We start from the raw sequence: 18,089 nt of genomic DNA, 5'->3' as shown, positions 1-18,089 counted from the left end.
TGCTCTAGCGTATTTCGCCGGCCAGCTGCTGCAGCAGGCCGACGAGTTGCGCTTCGTCCACCGGTTCGAAAAAGGCCGCGTCGGCGGTCTCCACGGCAACGATGGCGCGCTGCGCGGCGGCGGCCCCGGCCGGGGTGACGCGGATCACCTTGGCACGCGAATCCCTGGGGTCGGCTTCCCGCGCGATCAAACCCTTGGCCTCGAGCCGGGCAACGACGTCCGAGGTCATCTTCACCTCGGTGCCGGCCTGGGCGGCGAGCTGCACCTGGTTGGGCGGCTCCCCATTGCGGCCGAGCCACATGGCGGAGGCCAGGAGCACGAACTGGACATGTGTCAGGTCGAGCGGCGCCAATGCCGCGGTCATGACGCGCTGCCAGCGCATGGTGGTTCGCCACAACAACAAGCCGGGGCTCTCCGAAGGTCCGCTGAAGCGCGTCTTCAAATCCCGTCCATCAGCCACCGTTCGCCAACTCCTTTGCCTGCTCGAACAATTTAGCCATCGATACGTCGAAATCGCCGCTGATCTGCGGGCCGAGCTCGGGTCCGACCTCGGCTGCCGAGGGGCCGGAAATTTCCAGCCGGTGCGTCACCTGCGTGCCGCCCTCGACCGGCACCAGCGTGTGCCGGAACAGCAATTTCGTGTCACCGAACGAAGTCTCGTCGGCATAGGTGACGTTATCGACGAGATCGACGATGGTCGGTTCGAACGTGTCCTGCCCGACCGGCGTCACCGAGACGCGGGTGCCCTTGGCGAACGGGCCGTGCAGCACGAAAGTGTCGGACCCTTGATAGGTGAGGCGGCCCTCGTGCAACGCCTTCAGCGCGTTCCAGATGGCTGCTGAGGGAAGGGAGGAAATCGCGGTGTATTCATTGCTCCACATTGTCCTGGCTCCATTCGTCTTGGTCGATCGATCATTCGGTCTGTGCACAGACTATCTGTGCGCGGATTAAATTGCAAGAGGAATCTTCAGCCGTGACGACGTTCGGCCGAACGACCGCTTTTGGGAGTGAATTCCCCCTTTTGTCGGGAAAACCGGCGATTAAACTCCGACCCCTGCGGGCGCCGGCCCCCAGGCGTTCTTGCCCGCCTGGGATGGCACAAGCCCGAAGACCAGCACGGCTACGCCACCGATGCCTGGGATGAAGCAGAGCAAGACAAACCAGCCGCTCCGGCCGAAGTCGTGAAGACGTCGCACGGCAAGCGCGATCCAGGGCAGGTTGAGTGCCAAAGCGAAAATAAAGAAGGGCAGGAATCCGATCGCATTCCTGCTCGGAACGTCGCGGAAACCGTTGATGGCAAGATCCACGAGTATCCCGAAACCCAGCATGGCAAACACCAGGACGGTCGAGCACAGCCAGAAGGCCCAATATTCCTTGCGACGGGCGCGTCCGTTGAAATTGAAAAAATCCACACTGACCGTGCACAGGAAGTATGCCCACAGTCCTGTGGAACGAGTGGGCCGGGTTTCAGTGGCAAGGCCAGGCTGGCCAGGGGTCGCCGACGGTGCGGGCGAACTCGCGGCGACGATGTTGCGCGCAGTTCCGTCGTCCGGCTGGAATTCGACAAGACGGCCTCTGACGAGGGCTATCTCCTGGCTCAGATCCGTCCGTGTGAAAAAATAGCGCTTGCCGTCAGCGCCGTCGATGTAACCGTAGTCTTGATCCGCGTCGTAGTGAAACACCGTACCGCGCATTGCTTTCCCCCTGCATCGCCTCGCCAGCATGCTACCCAGGGTTGTTCACAAGTGCAATATGCACGCCACGCTAAACTCTGACCCCCGCCGGCACTGGCCCCCACTGGTTTTCGCGCCCCTGTGTCGGGATCAATGCGAAGACGAGAATGATCAGGCTGCCGAAGGTCGGGATCAGGATGAGCAGGCAGAGCCAGCCGGTCAGGCCGAGGTCGTGCAGGCGGCGCACGATCATGCCGAGGCTGGGCAGGAAGGTGGCCAGCAGGAACATGCCGAAAAGCCCCACTGTCATCGCCGGCAGCTCGGCGTTGTCGAAATTGCCTATCTCGGCATCGGTGAAAACGCCGATGCCGACGACCACCAGCAACGCGATCGTCCAGAACAGGCAATAGCCCCAATATTCCTTGCGCCGGGCGCGGCCGGCGAAATTGAAGTAGTTCCGGGTCACACCGCTCCAGAAATAGGACCAGAGATCGGTGGGCTCTGCCGGCTCGGCCGTCCGGCCGAAATGCTGCGCCGGCGCTGCGACGGCCGCGGGTACGGGATTGGCCTGAGCCGGTGCGGGGTTTATGCCGGCGGCCGGGCTTGCGGCCTGGGTGGCGATCGAGAAAACGTCACGCGCCTGGCCGCCGCCCGGCTGGAATTCCACCGCCGTCCCCTTGGCCATCGCGGTTTGCCGGCGAAGGTTTTCGCGGGTGAATGTGTAGCGGTTGCCGTCGGCTCCGGTGATGAAGCCGAAACCCTGGTCCTCGTCATAGTGAAGCACTTCGCCACGCATCACCCACCCCCCTTGTCGCCGCGTCCCCGCCAAGATGTGGCACAGGGCCGAGCCCACGGGCAAGACCGTGCGGCATGGCTACCATATTAGCGGCAAATCGAGCATAAGGCTTGACGTGCAGCCGTCTTCACCGAAGCAGACCATGACAGTCGAGCATTCCGATGCCAGCGCCGGGACCGAGGAAGGGCAGGCCGCAAGGCCGGCGAGGCTTGCCCCTGCACTGGCCATCGATGCGACCGGCCTGATGTTCTGGCCGCCCGGCAAGGGCCTGGCGGGCATTCCACGGGTGGAGAGCTTTCTCGTCAACGCGGCGTTGGCGGATCCCGACCCCGACGTGGAGGTGGTGGCGTTCAGGCCAGGCGAAGGCCGGTTCCGGCCGCTTGCGCCTTTCGAACAGGACCACGTCGCGGCCGGCGAGATTTCACCGCATCGTGTCAAGCGGTGGCCGGGGAGACGCGCGGCGCTGTCGCGGGCTTTCGAGGCGGTGCGGCAGCAGCCCTGGGACAAGCGTGACGCGGACCGCCATCTGGCCAGGACGGTGACCAATGGCGGCATGGGGATCGCCTGGCAGGCGACGCGGCTGTCGATCCGCGCCTATCGCCTGTACCAGCGGGCGCGGATCCGCCTTGGTTTGCGAGAGGCCCCGGCCCGGCCGGCCGAGACGGAGCCCGCCCTTGTGCTGATCAGCCATCACATCCTGACCCAGGAAGACCGGTTCGCCGTTTCGGGCGGCGCCGGCAAGGTTGCCTTCCTGTGTCACGACATCATCCCGGCATTGCGCCCCGACCTGATCGGCTTGAGCGCCGGCGAGCGCCGTTTCGGCTCCGATCTCGAGCAGCTCGTGCGCGCCGGTGCGCCGGCATTCTGCGCCTCCGACGAGGTCGGCGCGACGCTGACCGAATATATGCGCAAGGCCGGCATCGGCGCGCCGGAGGTGTACCGGTTTCCGATGCCTTCCATCCTGCACGAGACGGCATCGCGCATCGGCGCGACCTCGCGCATCGAGGCCGGCGAGCCGTTCGTGTTCTATTGCTCGACCATCGAAGTGCGCAAGAACCACATATTGCTGGCGCGGATCTGGCAGCAGGCGCGGGAAGAGGGCGTCAAGCTGCCAAGGCTTGTCTGCGCCGGGCGCTGGGGCTGGATGATCGAACCGCTGCGCGCTTTTCTCAAGGCGCATCCCGAACTGCTCCAGTCGGTCACCTTCACCGGACTGGTCAGCGATGAGCAGCTCATCGGCTATTATCGCAGCGCCACCTTCGGCGTTTTTCCCTCGCATATAGAGGGCTGGGGCTACGGCGCCTCGGAATGTCTCGATTTCGGCGTTCCGGTCATCGTGTCGACGGCGCCGTCGCTGATCGAGGCGAGCGGCGGGCTGATGCCGGCGATCGATTCCGAAGACCAGGCCGGCTGGTACGCCGCCATCCGCAGGATGGCTGAGGATCATGCCTGGCGTTCCTCATTGGCGGAGCGCATCGCCCAAAACCATCGGCCGACGCCGGCGGCCGCCAGCTGGTCGGCCATCAAGGCCGGCCTGAAAGAGAGCGCGTCCCGGCGTTCGTAGGGTTACGAAGGCCGCTTCTTCGGCTTCTTGTGCTTCGGCGGGCCGGCATTGTCGAACTTCGGCTTGCCCGGCTTTTTCGCCCACGGCTTTGCCTCATGCGCGGCTGCCGGGCGCTGGTCGACGGAGGCCGGTGCGCGCTTCTCGAATTTGCGCTTCGGCGCGTTCGGGTCGAATGGCGCCTTGCCGCGATGCGGCTTCTTGTCGGGGCTGGGCGGCTGATAGCCGGCCCGCGACAGGTCCGGCGTGCCGTCGAGCCGCTTGACCACGATATTGCCCTGCAGTTTGCGGTCGGGCCCGATGGCGGCGAGAAAACGGTCGGCCCAGTCCGCGGCGATCTGCACGAAGGTCTCTTCCGGCTGCATCTTGATGGCGCCGATCTCGCGCTTCGAGATGCTGCCGGTGCGGCACAGCATCGGGATCAGCCAGCGCGGCTCGGCATTCTGCCTGCGTCCGACCGACAGCGAGAACCAGACGCTGGCGCCGAAATCGTCACGGCGGCTCGGCGCCTCGTCGCGCTGGGCGAAATTTTCGCCGCCCGGTCTTTCGCGCGCCAGTCTTTCACGCGAAGGCGTGAACGGGGCGACGTCCATGAGATCCTCGGGCGCCGAGCGGCTGGCGCGGCACTGGCGCACGAAGGCGGCCGCCACCTGTTCGGGGCCATGCTTGGCGAGAAGCGCGTCGATGAAAGCGCGCTCTTCGTCCTTCACCGGCTCGTCGAAGGCCGGATCGGCGAGGATGCGCTCGTCGTCGCGGCGCATCACATCGTCGGCGGAGGGCGGGCTCGCCCAGGTCGCCTTGAGGCCGGCGTTCTGCAACAGCCGCTCGGTGCGCCTGCGGGCGCTGCCCGGCACGATCAGTGCGCTGACGCCCTTGCGCCCGGCGCGGCCGGTGCGGCCGCTGCGGTGCAGCAGCGTTTCGGGATTGGTCGGCAGGTCGGCGTGGATGACCAGTTCGAGGTTGGGCAGGTCGATGCCGCGCGCCGCGACGTCGGTGGCGATGCAGACTTTTGCGCGGCCGTCGCGCATCGCCTGCAGCGCGTGGCTGCGCTCGTTCTGGCTGAGCTCGCCCGAAAGGGCGACGACGGAAAAATTGCGGTTGTTGAAGCGTGCGGTCAGGTGATTGACGGCGGCGCGCGTGTTGCAGAACACCAGCGCGTTCTTGGCCTCGTAGAAACGCAGCACGTTGATGATGGCGTTCTCGCGGTCGGCCTGGGCGACGTTGAGCGCCCGGTATTCGATGTCGAGATGCTGCTTTTCCTCGCCGGCGGCGGAGATGCGCACGGCATCGCGCTGGTAGCCCTGCGCCAGCGTGGCGATCGAACGCGGCACGGTGGCCGAGAACATCAGCGTGCGGCGCTCTGCCGGCGCGGCATCGAGGATGAATTCGAGGTCCTCGCGAAAACCGAGATCGAGCATCTCGTCGGCCTCGTCGAGCACCACCGCCTTCAGCCCCGACATGTCGAGCGAGTTGCGGGTGATGTGGTCGCGCAGGCGGCCGGGCGTGCCGACGACGATATGGGCGCCACGCTCCAGCGCGCGCCGCTCGGTGCGCATGTCCATGCCGCCGACGCAGGACGCCACCGTGGCGCCGGTCGGCTCGTAAAGCCATTCGAGTTCCCGTGTCACCTGCAGCGCAAGCTCGCGCGTCGGCGCCACCGCCAAGGCCAGCGGCGCCGTGGCCGGGCCAAAACGCTCGGCGCCGTCGAGAAGCGTCGGCGCCATGGCAAGGCCGAAGGCCACGGTCTTGCCGGAGCCGGTCTGCGCCGACACCAGCGCATCGGCCTGGCCGAGTTCCAGCACCGCCTTCTGCACCGGCGTCAGTTCGGAATAGCCGCGTTTTTCCAGCGCCTGTGCCAGCGCCGGGACGATACCTTCAAAGTTGGACATCTCGCTCTTTCGGAATTCAGGGTTCTGCGCTCATCATGGAGCACATCGGGGCCGGCGCCGCGCCAGCCCAACAATCTTGGCCGTTCGTACTTCCTGCCGCCGCTCTTGTACAGGGCGCGCCATGAAGGCCATGCGCCGCGCCGCGCATTGACTCCTGCCGCAAACCGCGTAAAAGCCCGCTTCGAACGGGATCGTTTTTTCGATGCGCGGCCTTTTGATGGCTCTTCTTGCATTCGATGCCCCCAGCCGCAATGCGAACCATTGGGCCGGGCGCGTCGGCGCGTCCCCTCGTTCCAGCAAAACCACGGCCAAGAAAACCACCACCAAAACGTTGTGATTCCCTTGGCCTAACCACCCTCTCCCGGGTCCGGCCCGGGGGACGGAACCCGCATTGGCCGGCGGGTTTTCTCCAAAAACCAAGCGGAGAGGGACAGGAGATCTTTATGAGTTTCAAGGTTGCAGTCGTCGGCGCCACGGGCAATGTGGGCCGGGAAATGCTCAATATACTGGAAGAGCGCGGTTTTCCGGTAAGCGAAGTGGTGGCGCTGGCGTCGCGGCGCAGCCAGGGCACGGAAGTGTCGTTCGGCGACCGCACGCTGAAGGTCAAGGCGCTGGACCAGTATGATTTTTCCGACACCGACATCTGCGTCATGTCGGCCGGCGGCAATGTCTCCAAGGAATGGTCGCCGAAGATCGGCAAGCAGGGCTGCGTCGTCATCGATAATTCGTCGGCCTTCCGCTACGACCAGGACGTGCCGCTGATCGTGCCGGAAGTGAACCCGGACGCGATCTCGCTGTTCACGCGCAAGAACATCATCGCCAACCCGAACTGCTCGACCGCGCAGCTGGTCGTGGCACTGAAGCCGCTGCATGATTTCGCCACCATCAAGCGCGTCGTCGTCGCCACCTACCAGTCGGTGTCGGGCGCCGGCAAGCAAGGCATGGACGAGCTTTTCACCCAGACCCGTGCGGTGTTCGTCGCCGACCAGGTCGACGTCAAGAAGTTCACCAAGCGCATCGCCTTCAACGTCATTCCGCATATCGACGTCTTCCTCGACGACGGCTTCACCAAGGAAGAGTGGAAGATGGTCGCCGAGACCAAGAAGATGCTCGACCCCAAGATCAAGCTGACGGCGACCTGCGTGCGCGTGCCGGTGTTCATCGGCCATTCGGAAGCGGTCAACATCGAGTTCGAGAAGCCGATCACCGCCGACGAGGCACGCGACATCCTGCGCGACGCGCCGGGCTGCCAGGTCTTGGACAAGCGCGAGGACGGCGGCTACATCACGCCGCTGGAATCGGCCGGCGAGGACGCCACCTTCATCTCGCGCATCCGCGAGGATTCCACCGTCGACAACGGCCTGTCGATGTGGGTCGTCTCCGACAATCTGCGCAAGGGCGCGGCGCTCAACGCGGTGCAGATCGCCGAGCTCCTCGTCGAACGCGGCCTGATCCAGCCGAAGAAGAAGGCGGCCTGACGGCGGTTCTTTTCTCGCTCACGGGCCGTATCGCCGCTGCCGCGGCTGGCCCTGCGCGGGCGCGCCGGACGACCGGCGGTCGCGGGCTTAGGGCACCTTTTCCTTCTCCCACACGGGGAGAAGGGAAAGCCCGCACCTGCCCCTCGGATTGAGCTTACTCTATGAACGGTGCTCGGCCTGTCACGCTGCGCCCGGCCACCGGCTCAGATGCCGCTGCCATTGCCCGGCTTATGCGAGCGTCGCTCAACGCTTTCGACTGGATGCCGGTCATCCATACGCCGGCCGAGGACCTCGCCTTCCTCCGCGACATCGTGCTGCCACGGCAGCAGGTGACGGTCGCCGAAGCCGGCAGCGAGATTGTCGGCTTCATTGCCGTCAGCGGCGATTGGGTCGAGCAGCTCTATCTCGACCCGGCCTGGGCGGGGCAAGCCATTGGCAGCCGGCTGCTGATCGGCGCGACCGCTGCTTTGCCGGTCGCGAAACTCCATTCCTTCCAGGCCAACACCGGCGCCCGGCGCTTCTATGAGCGCCATGGGTTCCGCGCGGAAGCGTTCAGCGACGGCACCACCAACGAAGAAGGCCTGCCGGATATTCTGTATGTACGCGGGCGTTGATTTCAGCCGGCACGGTCCTTGGCCAGCTGATGAAGCAGCCCGAGCGCCTCCTCCGCCCGATCGGCGGGAACGAACAGATGGTCATGGTAGAACGCCGAGACCGGATTGATGCCCATGCCGGCGGCGGCGAGCCGCGTGGTGATGGCGGCGAGGAAGCCGACGGCTTCCAGCGATGAGTGGATGTTCAGCGTGATCATCCGGCAGCGGAACGAGGCGGCCAGTCCGGCTGCCTTTGCCGCGTCCTCGGTCACGATCAGCGTCGTGCCCTCGCGCTCGCGAAACACCATCACCGGATCGAGGTTCTTCGGCTGGGAAACTCCAGGCGCCAGCGTGGCGAAGACATGGATGCCGTCGAGCAATTCCGGCGTCATCGACGCCAACAATGTCTTCAGATCGGTCTCGCCGGTCATCTTTCTCGCCTGAACTGGGACGGACAACAGGCTTCTCAATATCCGCAACCGGCACATGCCGATAGTCCGCACCGCGCACGACATGGCGATGTCGCTGGCGGCCGGGCTTGCGGATCTGTCGCATTGCACAATAGAGCAGCTCAGGGCCGATGCCGGCCCGTGAAAGGCCGTCCATGATCGTTCGCCCGCGCCCCAACTTCCTGCAGCTGTTCTTCATCATGCGCGGCTCCGTGGTGCCGCGCATCCTGCCGCAGATCTTCGGCTTCGCCGTCTATTCGGCGGTCATCCTGGTCCTGGCGCGATGGTTCGAGCTCGATCTCGGCGTCTTCAACATCACGCCGTTCGGACTGGTCGGCGTGACGCTGTCCATCTATCTGTCGTTCCGCAACAACGCCGCCTATGATCGCTGGTGGGAAGCGCGCAAGCTGTGGGGCACGCTGGTCTTCGAGATCCGTAACCTGGCGCGCGCCACGACCAGCCTCATTCCCGATCCGGCCGAACAGCGCGCCATGCTGATGGAGGCGCTGGCCTTCTGCCATTTCCTGCGCGGCCAGCTGCGCAAGACCGACAGCAGCAAGGACGCCCGCGCGTTCATCGACGCCGAGGCGGAGGCGGTCGCAGCCTTTGCCAATCCGGCCGACGAGATGGTCCGGCGCATGGGCCGGCGCGCCAATGCGCAGCGCCGGGCGGGCGACGTCGATCCGATCGGCTTCCGCATTCTCGATGAAAGGCTGGCGTCGATCGCCGCCATCCAGGCCGGCTGCGAGCGGATCGCCGGCACGCCCTTGCCCTTCGCCTATACGCTGCTGGTGCACCGCACGGCCTATATCGTCTGCCTGCTGCTGCCGATCGGGCTGATCTCGACCACCGGCTGGGCGACGCCACTGTTCACGGCGCTGATCGCCTACACCTTCTTCGGCCTCGATGCGCTTTCGGAGGAACTCGAGGACCCGTTCGGCACCGAAGCCAACGACCTCGCTCTCGACGGCTTGTGCCGCGTCTGCGAGATCTCGGTGTTCGAGGCGCTGGGGGAAGCGCCGCCGAAGATGCTCCCGGCCGAGAAGTTTTATTTCTCCTAGAATCCGGTTCGGCTTGCCTGCCGGCCAAAGGACGGATCGAAAAAACCCAGCCCTCTGTAGGATTGCCGCCTCGTGCCGCGTCCTTGGTTCGACCCCGGCGAAAGGGGTTCGAACCATCAGGGAGGAACACCGATGAGCATTTCCGAAACCGCGCCTGCCTCGTCCGGCGCCTTGTGGACCGGCCGCGTGCTCAGCGGCCTCATCATCCTGTTCATGATCTTCGACGGCGCCATCAAGCTGCCGCCGCTCGACATCGTCACCCAGACCATGGTGCCGCTCGGCTGGCCGGCCGACGCCAATGTCGCGCGCCTGCTCGGCGTCATCGGCCTGGTCTCGACGGCGCTCTACGCCTGGCCGCGCACTTCGGTGCTCGGCGCCATCCTGCTCACCGCCTATATGGGCGGCGCCATCGCTACAAAGCTGCGCATCGATAGCCCGCTGTTCTCCCACACACTGTTCGGCGTCTATCTCGGCATCATCCTGTGGGGCGGTCTCTATCTGCGCGACCCCAAGGTGCGCGCACTGATCCCGTTCAGCCGATAGTCTCATTGTTCTGACGCAATTCCGGAGGGAAACCGCTTCACACTTTTCCTGAAATTGCTTTGAGGAGAGAAAAATGTTCAGCACCATCCTCATCATCCTGGTCGTCTTCATCGCCGCCGTCCTCATCTACGCCGCGACACGGCCCAATGATTTCGTCACCACCCGCACGGCCACCATCAAGGCTGCGCCGGAGGCGATCTTCCCGCTGATCAACGATCTCAGCCGCTGGCCGACATGGTCGCCCTACGAAAAGCTCGACCCCAACATGAAGCGCACGGTCTCGGGCGCGCAAAGCGGCAAGGGCGCCGTCTATGCCTGGGAAGGCAATGGCAAGGCCGGCAAGGGGCGCATGGAGATCGTCAATTCGGTGCCGTCCTCGCAGGTCGCGCTCAAGCTCGATTTCGAGAAGCCGTTCCGCGCCAACAACAGCGTCGACTTCACCTTGACGCCATCGGGCGACAGCACCGCTGTCACCTGGGCGATGCGCGGCGCAAGACCGTTCATCGCCAAGCTGATGGCCCTATTCATGGACTTCGACAAGCTGATCGGCAAGGATTTCGAGGCCGGCCTGGCCAATCTGAAGCAGACAACGGAGCAACAAAGACTAACAATTTCAAAATCTTGATCGCAAGTGCCGAAACCGTCGTCGACGCTAAGCCGGCCAATCGTCACTCTCCCAGGGATCAAATCAGCCGCACGCGAGTTAACGAAATGGCGGCGAGGACGGCGATCCGCGTGAGAGAGAGGATTTCATAATGAAGAAGGCGATTACCATTCTGGTGCTGACGATGGCGTTGGGCGCGTGCTCGCAGACGGAAAAAGGCGCTGCTGTAGGCGGCCTTGGTGGCGCCGCGGTCGGCGCGGCCGTGGCTGGGGATCCGGTCCAGGGCGCTGTCGTCGGAGGCGCGGTCGGCGCCGTGGCGGGTGCCCTGATCGGCCACGCCAGCGAAAGTGGCCAGTGCCGCTACCGCGACCGCAATGGCCGTGTCTATGTCGACCGCTGCCCAAGCGGCTATTGAGCGGCGGGCAGCACTGAAGACAGCAAAACGGCGGGCGCAGGCTCGCCGTTTTCGTCTGAAAATGCCTACAACAGGTCCCGGATCAATTCCCAGGCGTCGCGGCCGAGACGCGCATCGGCCTGATCATTGCCGCCATGGGCGTGCAATGCGGACCGTGGGGTGGTTTCACCCGGCAAGAGAATGCGGTGGCCGGCATCGGGGTTTGAGACGAGGCGGGTGGCCTTTCCGGCATCTTCTCGACGCCGAACAATCGATCGGGCAAAGTCGAGCGAGGGCCACAGCGCGTCGTCGCCGCCCGCGACCAGCACAAGCTGCGCCGAGACAGCCTCGACGGGAATGGCGGCCTTGTCGGCCTCCTGCTTGAAGCTTGCCAGGCAATGCTCGAATAGCCCCCTGTAGGACACAAGGCCATCGACATGGCTCGCGCGCCAGTTCGGCTCGGTCGGAACGAACGGGAGCGGCACCCCCTTCAGCGTCCATGACGATCGCTCGGGCCAGCTGGTGCCGTCGCGGCCCGGCCCGATATTGCCCCACACCACCGATGTCGGGCTGATCGCGGCCACGGCGTCGATGCGCGGGTCGTGCGCCGCCGCAAGCAAGGCCGCCTCGGCGCCTTTGGACGTGCCGACATAGACGATGCGCCGGCAGCCCAGCCCGACAAAATGGTCGGTCGCGGCGAAAAAAATCTCCAGAGGGATTTCACATATGCCGGGGACCTGGCCTTCGCCGCCGAACCACTGCAGCGCTAGAGCGGATGCGCCCTCGCCGGCAAACAGCCGTGCGCGGGCGACGTCGACACGGCCGCTGGATCCGCTCAGCACCACGACGCCCGTCGTGGCGTCGGCGCATCGCAGCAGCGTTCCGGCAACGCGGCCGGACAGGATTTCTTCCGTGACTGGCCGTTCGCCCATCCGTTCCATCCGATACCGCCATGGCACGGGCGCACAATAGCAAAACGGCGGGCACCGGCCCGCCGTTTTGTCGATGCGATGAAGCGATCTTTATTCGGCGGTGGCGGCTTCCGCCTCGGCCGGCGCGGCTGAAGCCGCCGCAACGGCGGCGGCAGCGTCTTCCTGCGCCTTCTTCAGCAAAGCGGCGCGTTCCTGCGCCTTCTTGCCCGGCTCGGCCTTCTTCGGGTTGGAGCGGGCGTCGCGCTTGGCAAGGCCGGCCTCGTCGAGGAAGCGCAGCACGCGGTCGGTCGGCTGGGCGCCGTGCGACAGCCAGTGCTTGACGCGGTCGGCGTCGACCTTGACGCGCTCGCCGTCCTTCGGCAGCAGCGGGTTCCACGAGCCGAGCGACTCGATGAACCGGCCGTCACGCGGCGAACGGGCGTCGGCGACGACGACGTGGTAGTAAGGACGCTTCTTCGAGCCCGCACGGGCCAGTCTGATCTTCAGTGCCATTTCTTATCTCCTAAAAGCTCTGATTTCGTTGATATGGTTCGGCTAAATCTTTGTTTTCAGCCGGTTTTCGTCACGCCGTTGGCAGCGGCGATCTGTTCGTGGTGGCGGATCACTTCGCGGACGACGAAGTTGAGGAATTTCTCCGCGAAATCGGGATCGAGATGCGCGTCGTTGGCCAGCTGGCGCAGACGGGCGATCTGCTGCTGCTCGCGCGCCGGGTCGGCCGGCGGCAAACCATGCTCGGCCTTCAGCACGCCGACCGCCTTGGTGCAGCGGAAGCGCTCGGCCAGCATGTGGATGAGGGCGGCGTCGATGTTGTCGATCGATGCGCGATAGCCGGCCAGGATGGTGCGGGCGTCGGCCATGTCCTTTTCTTCGTTCATCCGTATTCTCACTTCTTCTTGCCAAGGCCCGGCAGTCCGCCTCCGCCGAGGCCGGGAAGCCCCGGAAGTTTCATGCCGCCGGGCAGGCCTGGCAGGCCACCGCCAGGAAGTCCGCCGGGCATGCCCTTCATGCCGCCGAGGCCGGCGGCCTGCGCCTGCTTCTGCAGGGCTTCGAGCTGCTTGGGGTCCATCTTGGAGAGATCGGGCATGCCGCCCATGCCGCCGGGCATCACGCCGCCCCCCAAACCACCAAGCCCCATCTTGGAGGCAAGGCCGCCCATCATGCCGCGCATCAGGCCGCCGCCTTTGCCCTTGCCGCCCATCGCCTTCATCATGTCGGCCATGCCGCGATGCATCTTCAACAGCTTGTTGATCTCGGCGGCGTCGGTGCCGGAGCCGGCGGCGATGCGCTTCTTGCGCGAGTGTTTGAGCATATCGGGATTGGCGCGCTCGGCCTTGGTCATCGAGGAGATGATGGCGAGCTGGCGGCCGAACATCCTGTCGTCGAGGCCGGCGGCAGCCATCTGGTCCTTCATCTTGCCCATGCCGGGCATCATGCCCATGATGCCACCCATGCCGCCCATTTTCGACATCTGCTGAAGCTGCTGGGCGAGGTCGTTCAGGTCGAACTTGCCCGACTGCATCTTCTTGGCCATCGCCGCCGCCTGCTCGGCGTCGATGTTCTCGGCGGCCTTCTCGACCAGGCTGACGATGTCGCCCATGCCGAGGATGCGGTCGGCGATGCGCTTGGGGTGGAATTCCTCCAGCCCGTCCATCTTTTCGCCGGTGCCGATCAGCTTGATCGGCTTGCCGGTGACGGCGCGCATCGAAAGCGCGGCACCGCCGCGGCCATCGCCGTCCATGCGGGTCAACACCAGGCCGGTGATGCCGACGCGCTCGTCGAAGCTTTTCGCCAGGTTGACGGCGTCCTGGCCGGTCAGCGAATCGGCGACCAGCAGGATCTCGTGCGGGCTCGACACCTTCTTGATGTCGGCCATCTCGACCATCAGCGGCTCGTCGATATGGGTGCGGCCGGCGGTGTCGAGGATGACGACGTCATGGCCACCGAGCTTGGCGGCCTGCACGGCGCGCTTGGCGATGTCGACGGGGTTCTGGCCAGCAATGATCGGCAGCGTCGCGACCTTGGTCTGCTCGCCGAGCTGGCGCAGCTGCTCCTGCGCGGCGGGCCGCCGCGTGTCGAGCGAGGCCATCAGAACCTTCTTGTTCTGGCGCTCGGTCAGCCGCTTGGCGATCTTGGCCGAAGTGGTCGTCTTGCCGGAGCCCTGCAGGCCGACCATCATGATAACGACCGGGGCCGGCGCATTGAGGTCGATGGCGACGCCCTCGGCGCCCAGCATGTCGACCAACTCGTCATGGACGATCTTGACCACCATCTGGCCGGGCTTGATCGACTTCAGCACCGCGGCGCCGACAGCCTTCTCGCGCACCTTGTCGGTGAAGGAGCGCACCACTTCGAGCGCCACGTCGGCCTCGAGCAGCGCACGGCGCACCTCGCGCAGCGCCGCCGAGACATCAGCCTCGGAAAGCGCGCCGCGGCCGGTCAGGCCGTTCAGGATGGAGCCAAGACGCTCCTGCAGCGATTCAAACATATTGCGTCCTTCGATCTCGGTTCATTCGACCCGAGAGGTAATGCGTTCGCGCCAACTGTCCAAGCAAAAGCAAAGCCCAAAACCAAAAAGCACCCGGGGGCGCATTGCGCTGCCGGGTGTTGGCCTCCAGGATCTCTTTACAGCACCACCTCAAAGAGGCTTCGGCGTCCTGGTCGGCTTGCTCGGAGGGATACTCGTCGCGGAATTCGAGGCGTGTAGACAGGAAATCGGCGGCGGAGTCAAGACAAGGGCCGGGTCGCGCTGTTGCTTTTGTCGCAATCAGGCGGCGCTTTTGGCGGAACCTCGGCGCAGCCCCTCATCTGCCTGCCGGCATCTTCTCCCCGTATAGTGACGGGGAGAAGGACCCCGTCGCAAAGGGTGGCGCTTCCCAATACAGGCAACCTGTTGCCGCGACCGCGACCGCCGTCAACGCACCACGTACATGATGCGCCGCGTCTGCGGGTCGATCAGCGCCGGCTGACCGTTCACATAGACATAGCGGTAGTTGTAGTCCGGAATCTCGCGCAGCTCGACCGTGTCGGGCAGGGTCGCGCCGGTCACCACCTCGCCGTCGAGATAGACGGGGTCGAGGCGATGGGTGTCGACATAGGTGCGGACCTCGGCCGGAGGCGGAGGAAAGGCGTCCTCGGCCGGCTGGCCGGCGACAATCGCCCCGGTATAGTCGGTCGAATAATTGCCGATGTCTTCCGGCGGCGAGACGATTGCCACGCTGGAGCTGTGCGGACGCTGCGTCAGGATCACCCGGCTGCCGCTGAAATCGGCCGTTACATAGTCGGAATAGACCCAGCCCTGGCCGCCGGCTTCGGCGATGGTGCACCATTTGCTGTTTTCGATACAGCCATTGAGCGTCGCGGACTGGCCGGCGGCGAGCACGCCGATGACAGGATATTGCGGACCGGGCCCGGCGCGCACGTTGAGATCGGTGACGGCCGAGACGGCGGTGTCGGCAAAGGCGGCGCCCGACAACACGGTCATCATCCCGGCGATTGCGGGCAACAAGACGGATTTCATGGTCTCACTCCGTTTTCATGGTCCCTCGGCGGTGAAAACGGGGCAGCGGCGCATGCGTTCCGGCTAAAACGCCCGCGCCAACTCACGATTTGTTCCCGCGCCTTTCGGCAATCCGGTCAAAAGCTCGTGAACGAAGGCCAGTTTTCGCGCCGTCACGTCCGAAATGACGAAGGGATACAGGTCGGGCAGGCCCATGCAGCGGTTGATCGAATTGGAGGCTTCCGACAGCACCAGCCAGCGGGCAAGGATCTTTTCGAAGGGCTCGGGCGCGTTGGCAGGTTCCGAAGGGGCCGCCTGCAGTTCGCCGCCGGTGTCGCCTCGCGGCAAATCATTGGCTTCCACCGTCTCCAGCCGGCCGAGCGGGAAGTTCAGCGCGTGGACCATCTCCAGCGTGTCGGTGATGTGCAGATGGTGGGCCCAGGTCTCGGCCCAGTCCTCCCAGGGATGCGAGGTGGCGTAGGCCGAGATGTGGTTCTGCTGCCAGTCGGGCGCGGCACCGTTGGCGTAATAGGTCTTCAGCGCCTGTTCGTAATCGGCGCGATCGTCGCCGAACAAAGTGCGGAAAGCGTCCAGCCTTTGCGGATCGTCACGGATCAGGCGATCCCAGTAATAGTGGCCGAGCTCGTGGCGGAAATGGCCGAGCAGCGTCCGGTAATTCTCACCCATCTCGACGCGACGCTTCTCGCGCTCGGCTGAATCGGCCTCGGCGACGTTGAGCGTTATCAGGCCATTGTCATGGCCGGTCAGGATGCGTTCGCCGCCCGGCCCGCCGCCGATCGGATCGGCGAGGAAGTCGAAGGCGAGGCCCACCTCGTCCGCAGGCGCCTGTTTGGGCGCCACCGGCAGGCCGAAGGCGAGCAGCGAATAGATGGCGCGCTTCTTGGCCGCCTCGACCCGGATCCAGCGTCGGCGGTTGCCGTCGACGGAAAGATCGGGGATCAGCTGGTTCAGCCCGCAGGCGCGGCAAAACCCATGTCCCGGTTCGGCCATCCAGTTGCAGGCGCATTCATCGGCATTGGTGCACTGGAAGATGCCGTCGGCGCCCGACAGGGCGAAGCGGGCATGCTCGGGATCGTAGAGCACGAGGCTGGAGCAATTCAGGCACTGCGCATTCTCGAAGTAGAGACGATGGCCGCAATGCGGGCAGTCGAACAGTTTCATGTCGGCCTCAAAACCTCAGAGCCAGCGGGCGGCAGGTGCCCAACGCCGAGCGCCGGCCGCCGTTCCGCCTATGTCGATGATGTTTCGCCGCATGCGGCCCATGGCACGCAGGGTCCTGGCCGTGGCAAGCCCCGCCGCGCCGTCGCCGATGATCACGCCGCCTATGCCGAAAGGCACACCGAAATGCCGGGCGCTGGCACAGGCACGGCCGCCGATGCGACATCAACGTCTTCCATGGTTATTTCGACCCCGCCACAATAATCACTTGATCGTAGGCAAATTCCCCGGCATTCGCCAGCATCGTGCCGCGGACGGTGACAAATGCACGTTTCGCTGGCAAATTCGCTGATGGGACGTGAATCAGGCAACCAGGAGAACAAAATGGCATTTCTTGCCAAGGGTAGGATTTTAGCGGCCGCGGTGGTGGCGGTGCTTGGGCTGGCGACGGGCGCACAGGCGGCGGCGAGCTGTGGCAGCACCGGTGCCGGCTTCGACGCCTGGAAACCGGGCTTCGCCGCACAGGCCAAGTCCGAAGGTGTCGGCGCCAAGGGTCTGGCCGCTTTGGCTGGCGCCACTTACGCGACAAAGACAATCTCCGTCGATCGCGGTATCCACAAGGCGTTCAGCGGCTCGGTGGATGCCTTCATGAAGCGCCGTGGCGGCGAGGCGATCATTTCCAAGGGCCGTTCGCTGAAAAAGGCGAACGCGGCGCTGTTCAGCCAGATCGAAAGCAATTACGGCGTGTCGCCCGGTGTGTTGCTGGCCATCTGGGGCATGGAGACCGGCTTCGGTTCGTCCATGGGCAACCAGAATACGGTCTCGGCCATTTTGACGCTTGCCTATGATTGCCGCCGCCCGGAATTCTTTCATCCGCATGCCATTGCGGCGCTGAAGCTGGTGGATCGCGGCGCCTTGAGCGCCTCGTCGGTTGGCGCCGCGCATGGCGAGATCGGCCACACGCAGTTCCTGCCCGGGAATGTCCTGAAATATGGCGTGGGCAGCGGCAACCTGCGCGACAAGGCCACCGCGCTGGCGTCCACCGCCAACTTCCTCAAGGCCCATGGCTGGCGGCGGGGCGCGAGCGCGGCGGACAATGTCGGCGCAATTGCCGGCTGGAACGACGCCAACGTCTACCAGCAGGCCATCGTGCGCATCGCCACGGCGATCGACGGCGACTGATTGAAGTCCAACTCTTTGTTTTGAGGCAATTCCGGACGGAAAACCACTTCACGCTTTTCCTGAGGGTGCTCTGTTCGACAAAAGCCCGGCCATGCGCCGGGCTTTTGTGTTGGTGGAAGTCCCCAACTTCGTCATCAACTCTGAGGAATGGCGGCGTCCCTGAGCCTAGCGTTTAAGGTGACGACGATCTTTCGCATGACGGCAGCGATGGCCACCATTGGCTTTTTGCCGTTGGTGATGAGGCGTTTGTAGAAGGTTG

Annotated in this window: 20 protein-coding genes and 1 pseudogene; 8 read left to right on the top strand and 13 right to left on the bottom strand. The window is 64.9% G+C overall.

Annotated elements, in window-relative coordinates:
- Positions 1 to 4: 4 nt before the first annotated feature.
- The 4 genes from FJV83_RS23110 to FJV83_RS23095 form a co-directional block, all read right to left on the bottom strand.
- Positions 5 to 460, bottom strand: coding sequence for a MarR family winged helix-turn-helix transcriptional regulator (locus FJV83_RS23110; protein ID WP_142886435.1), 456 nt, complete (start codon positions 458 to 460; stop codon positions 5 to 7).
- Positions 453 to 881: a polyketide cyclase gene (locus FJV83_RS23105; protein WP_142886436.1), complete on the bottom strand. Its 429-nt coding sequence runs from the start codon at positions 879 to 881 to the stop codon at positions 453 to 455. The genes FJV83_RS23110 and FJV83_RS23105 overlap by 8 nt, the downstream gene beginning before the upstream one ends.
- Before the next feature lie 159 nt (positions 882 to 1,040).
- Positions 1,041 to 1,694 carry a DUF805 domain-containing protein gene (locus FJV83_RS23100; protein ID WP_142886437.1) on the bottom strand — a complete coding sequence of 218 codons (654 nt, stop codon included), beginning with the start codon at positions 1,692 to 1,694 and terminating at the stop codon, positions 1,041 to 1,043.
- A 70-nt stretch (positions 1,695 to 1,764) separates the two neighbouring features.
- Positions 1,765 to 2,469, bottom strand: a complete 705-nt coding sequence (locus FJV83_RS23095; RefSeq protein ID WP_142886438.1) for a DUF805 domain-containing protein — start codon at positions 2,467 to 2,469, stop codon at positions 1,765 to 1,767.
- A 142-nt stretch (positions 2,470 to 2,611) separates the two neighbouring features.
- Here FJV83_RS23095 and FJV83_RS23090 point away from each other — a divergent pair, with 142 nt between their 5' ends.
- The gene (locus tag FJV83_RS23090; protein WP_185973423.1) at positions 2,612 to 4,033 is read left to right on the top strand and encodes a glycosyltransferase; all 1,422 of its coding nucleotides are present in this window, start codon (positions 2,612 to 2,614) and stop codon (positions 4,031 to 4,033) included.
- Between the two features lie 2 nt (positions 4,034 to 4,035).
- Here the strand turns inward: FJV83_RS23090 and FJV83_RS23085 are convergent, their stop codons facing one another.
- Positions 4,036 to 5,919 (bottom strand): DEAD/DEAH box helicase, encoded by a 1,884-nt coding sequence (locus FJV83_RS23085; RefSeq protein ID WP_142886440.1) that lies wholly within the window; start codon positions 5,917 to 5,919, stop codon positions 4,036 to 4,038.
- Positions 5,920 to 6,362: 443 nt separating this feature from the next.
- Here FJV83_RS23085 and FJV83_RS23080 point away from each other — a divergent pair, with 443 nt between their 5' ends.
- Entirely contained in the window at positions 6,363 to 7,397 is a 1,035-nt protein-coding gene (locus FJV83_RS23080) for an aspartate-semialdehyde dehydrogenase (protein WP_142886441.1), read from the top strand.
- A gap of 161 nt (positions 7,398 to 7,558) precedes the next feature.
- Entirely contained in the window at positions 7,559 to 8,011 is a 453-nt protein-coding gene (locus FJV83_RS23075; RefSeq protein ID WP_142886442.1) for a GNAT family N-acetyltransferase, read from the top strand.
- Between the two features lie 2 nt (positions 8,012 to 8,013).
- On the opposite strand, the gene FJV83_RS23070 is transcribed toward FJV83_RS23075, so the two are convergent.
- Positions 8,014 to 8,421, bottom strand: coding sequence for an ACT domain-containing protein (locus FJV83_RS23070; protein ID WP_142886443.1), 408 nt, complete (start codon positions 8,419 to 8,421; stop codon positions 8,014 to 8,016).
- A 173-nt stretch (positions 8,422 to 8,594) separates the two neighbouring features.
- Here FJV83_RS23070 and FJV83_RS23065 point away from each other — a divergent pair, with 173 nt between their 5' ends.
- The 4 genes from FJV83_RS23065 to FJV83_RS23050 all read left to right on the top strand — a co-directional run bounded on the left by FJV83_RS23065 (position 8,595) and on the right by FJV83_RS23050 (position 11,062).
- Entirely contained in the window at positions 8,595 to 9,500 is a 906-nt protein-coding gene (locus FJV83_RS23065; protein WP_142886444.1) for a bestrophin family protein, read from the top strand.
- 132 nt (positions 9,501 to 9,632) lie between these two features.
- On the top strand, positions 9,633 to 10,043 hold the full coding sequence (locus FJV83_RS23060) for a DoxX family protein (RefSeq protein ID WP_142886445.1): 411 nt from the start codon (positions 9,633 to 9,635) through the stop codon (positions 10,041 to 10,043).
- 73 nt (positions 10,044 to 10,116) lie between these two features.
- Positions 10,117 to 10,668: an SRPBCC family protein gene (locus tag FJV83_RS23055; RefSeq protein WP_142886446.1), complete on the top strand. Its 552-nt coding sequence runs from the start codon at positions 10,117 to 10,119 to the stop codon at positions 10,666 to 10,668.
- 130 nt (positions 10,669 to 10,798) lie between these two features.
- Positions 10,799 to 11,062: a YMGG-like glycine zipper-containing protein gene (locus FJV83_RS23050; protein ID WP_095774843.1), complete on the top strand. Its 264-nt coding sequence runs from the start codon at positions 10,799 to 10,801 to the stop codon at positions 11,060 to 11,062.
- A 65-nt stretch (positions 11,063 to 11,127) separates the two neighbouring features.
- Here the strand turns inward: FJV83_RS23050 and FJV83_RS23045 are convergent, their stop codons facing one another.
- The 6 genes from FJV83_RS23045 to FJV83_RS23020 form a co-directional block, all read right to left on the bottom strand.
- A complete protein-coding gene (locus FJV83_RS23045) occupies positions 11,128 to 11,973 on the bottom strand; it encodes an acyl-CoA thioester hydrolase/BAAT C-terminal domain-containing protein (protein WP_142886447.1) in 846 nt (281 codons plus the stop codon).
- A gap of 90 nt (positions 11,974 to 12,063) precedes the next feature.
- Positions 12,064 to 12,465, bottom strand: a complete 402-nt coding sequence (gene rpsP, locus FJV83_RS23040; RefSeq protein WP_019862097.1) for a 30S ribosomal protein S16 — start codon at positions 12,463 to 12,465, stop codon at positions 12,064 to 12,066.
- A 56-nt stretch (positions 12,466 to 12,521) separates the two neighbouring features.
- Positions 12,522 to 12,848: a chorismate mutase gene (locus FJV83_RS23035; RefSeq protein WP_095774841.1), complete on the bottom strand. Its 327-nt coding sequence runs from the start codon at positions 12,846 to 12,848 to the stop codon at positions 12,522 to 12,524.
- Between the two features lie 8 nt (positions 12,849 to 12,856).
- A complete protein-coding gene (gene ffh, locus FJV83_RS23030) occupies positions 12,857 to 14,458 on the bottom strand; it encodes a signal recognition particle protein (RefSeq protein ID WP_142886448.1) in 1,602 nt (533 codons plus the stop codon).
- Between the two features lie 426 nt (positions 14,459 to 14,884).
- Positions 14,885 to 15,490 (bottom strand): DUF1236 domain-containing protein, encoded by a 606-nt coding sequence (locus FJV83_RS23025; RefSeq protein ID WP_142886449.1) that lies wholly within the window; start codon positions 15,488 to 15,490, stop codon positions 14,885 to 14,887.
- A gap of 63 nt (positions 15,491 to 15,553) precedes the next feature.
- A complete protein-coding gene (locus FJV83_RS23020) occupies positions 15,554 to 16,651 on the bottom strand; it encodes a putative zinc-binding metallopeptidase (RefSeq protein ID WP_142886450.1) in 1,098 nt (365 codons plus the stop codon).
- A 381-nt stretch (positions 16,652 to 17,032) separates the two neighbouring features.
- Here FJV83_RS23020 and FJV83_RS23015 point away from each other — a divergent pair, with 381 nt between their 5' ends.
- Positions 17,033 to 17,830, top strand: a complete 798-nt coding sequence (locus FJV83_RS23015; protein ID WP_095774881.1) for a lytic transglycosylase domain-containing protein — start codon at positions 17,033 to 17,035, stop codon at positions 17,828 to 17,830.
- 134 nt (positions 17,831 to 17,964) lie between these two features.
- Here the strand turns inward: FJV83_RS23015 and FJV83_RS36510 are convergent.
- Positions 17,965 to 18,084 (bottom strand): annotated as a pseudogene (locus FJV83_RS36510) (IS110 family transposase); the annotation flags it as partial.
- Positions 18,085 to 18,089 lie beyond the last annotated feature (5 nt).

The organism is Mesorhizobium sp. WSM4307 (genome assembly GCF_007003945.1).
GTDB lineage: Bacteria > Pseudomonadota > Alphaproteobacteria > Rhizobiales > Rhizobiaceae > Mesorhizobium.
The sequence above is the reverse complement of the archived record's forward strand: the minus strand, read 5'-3'. Positions and strand labels throughout refer to the sequence as shown.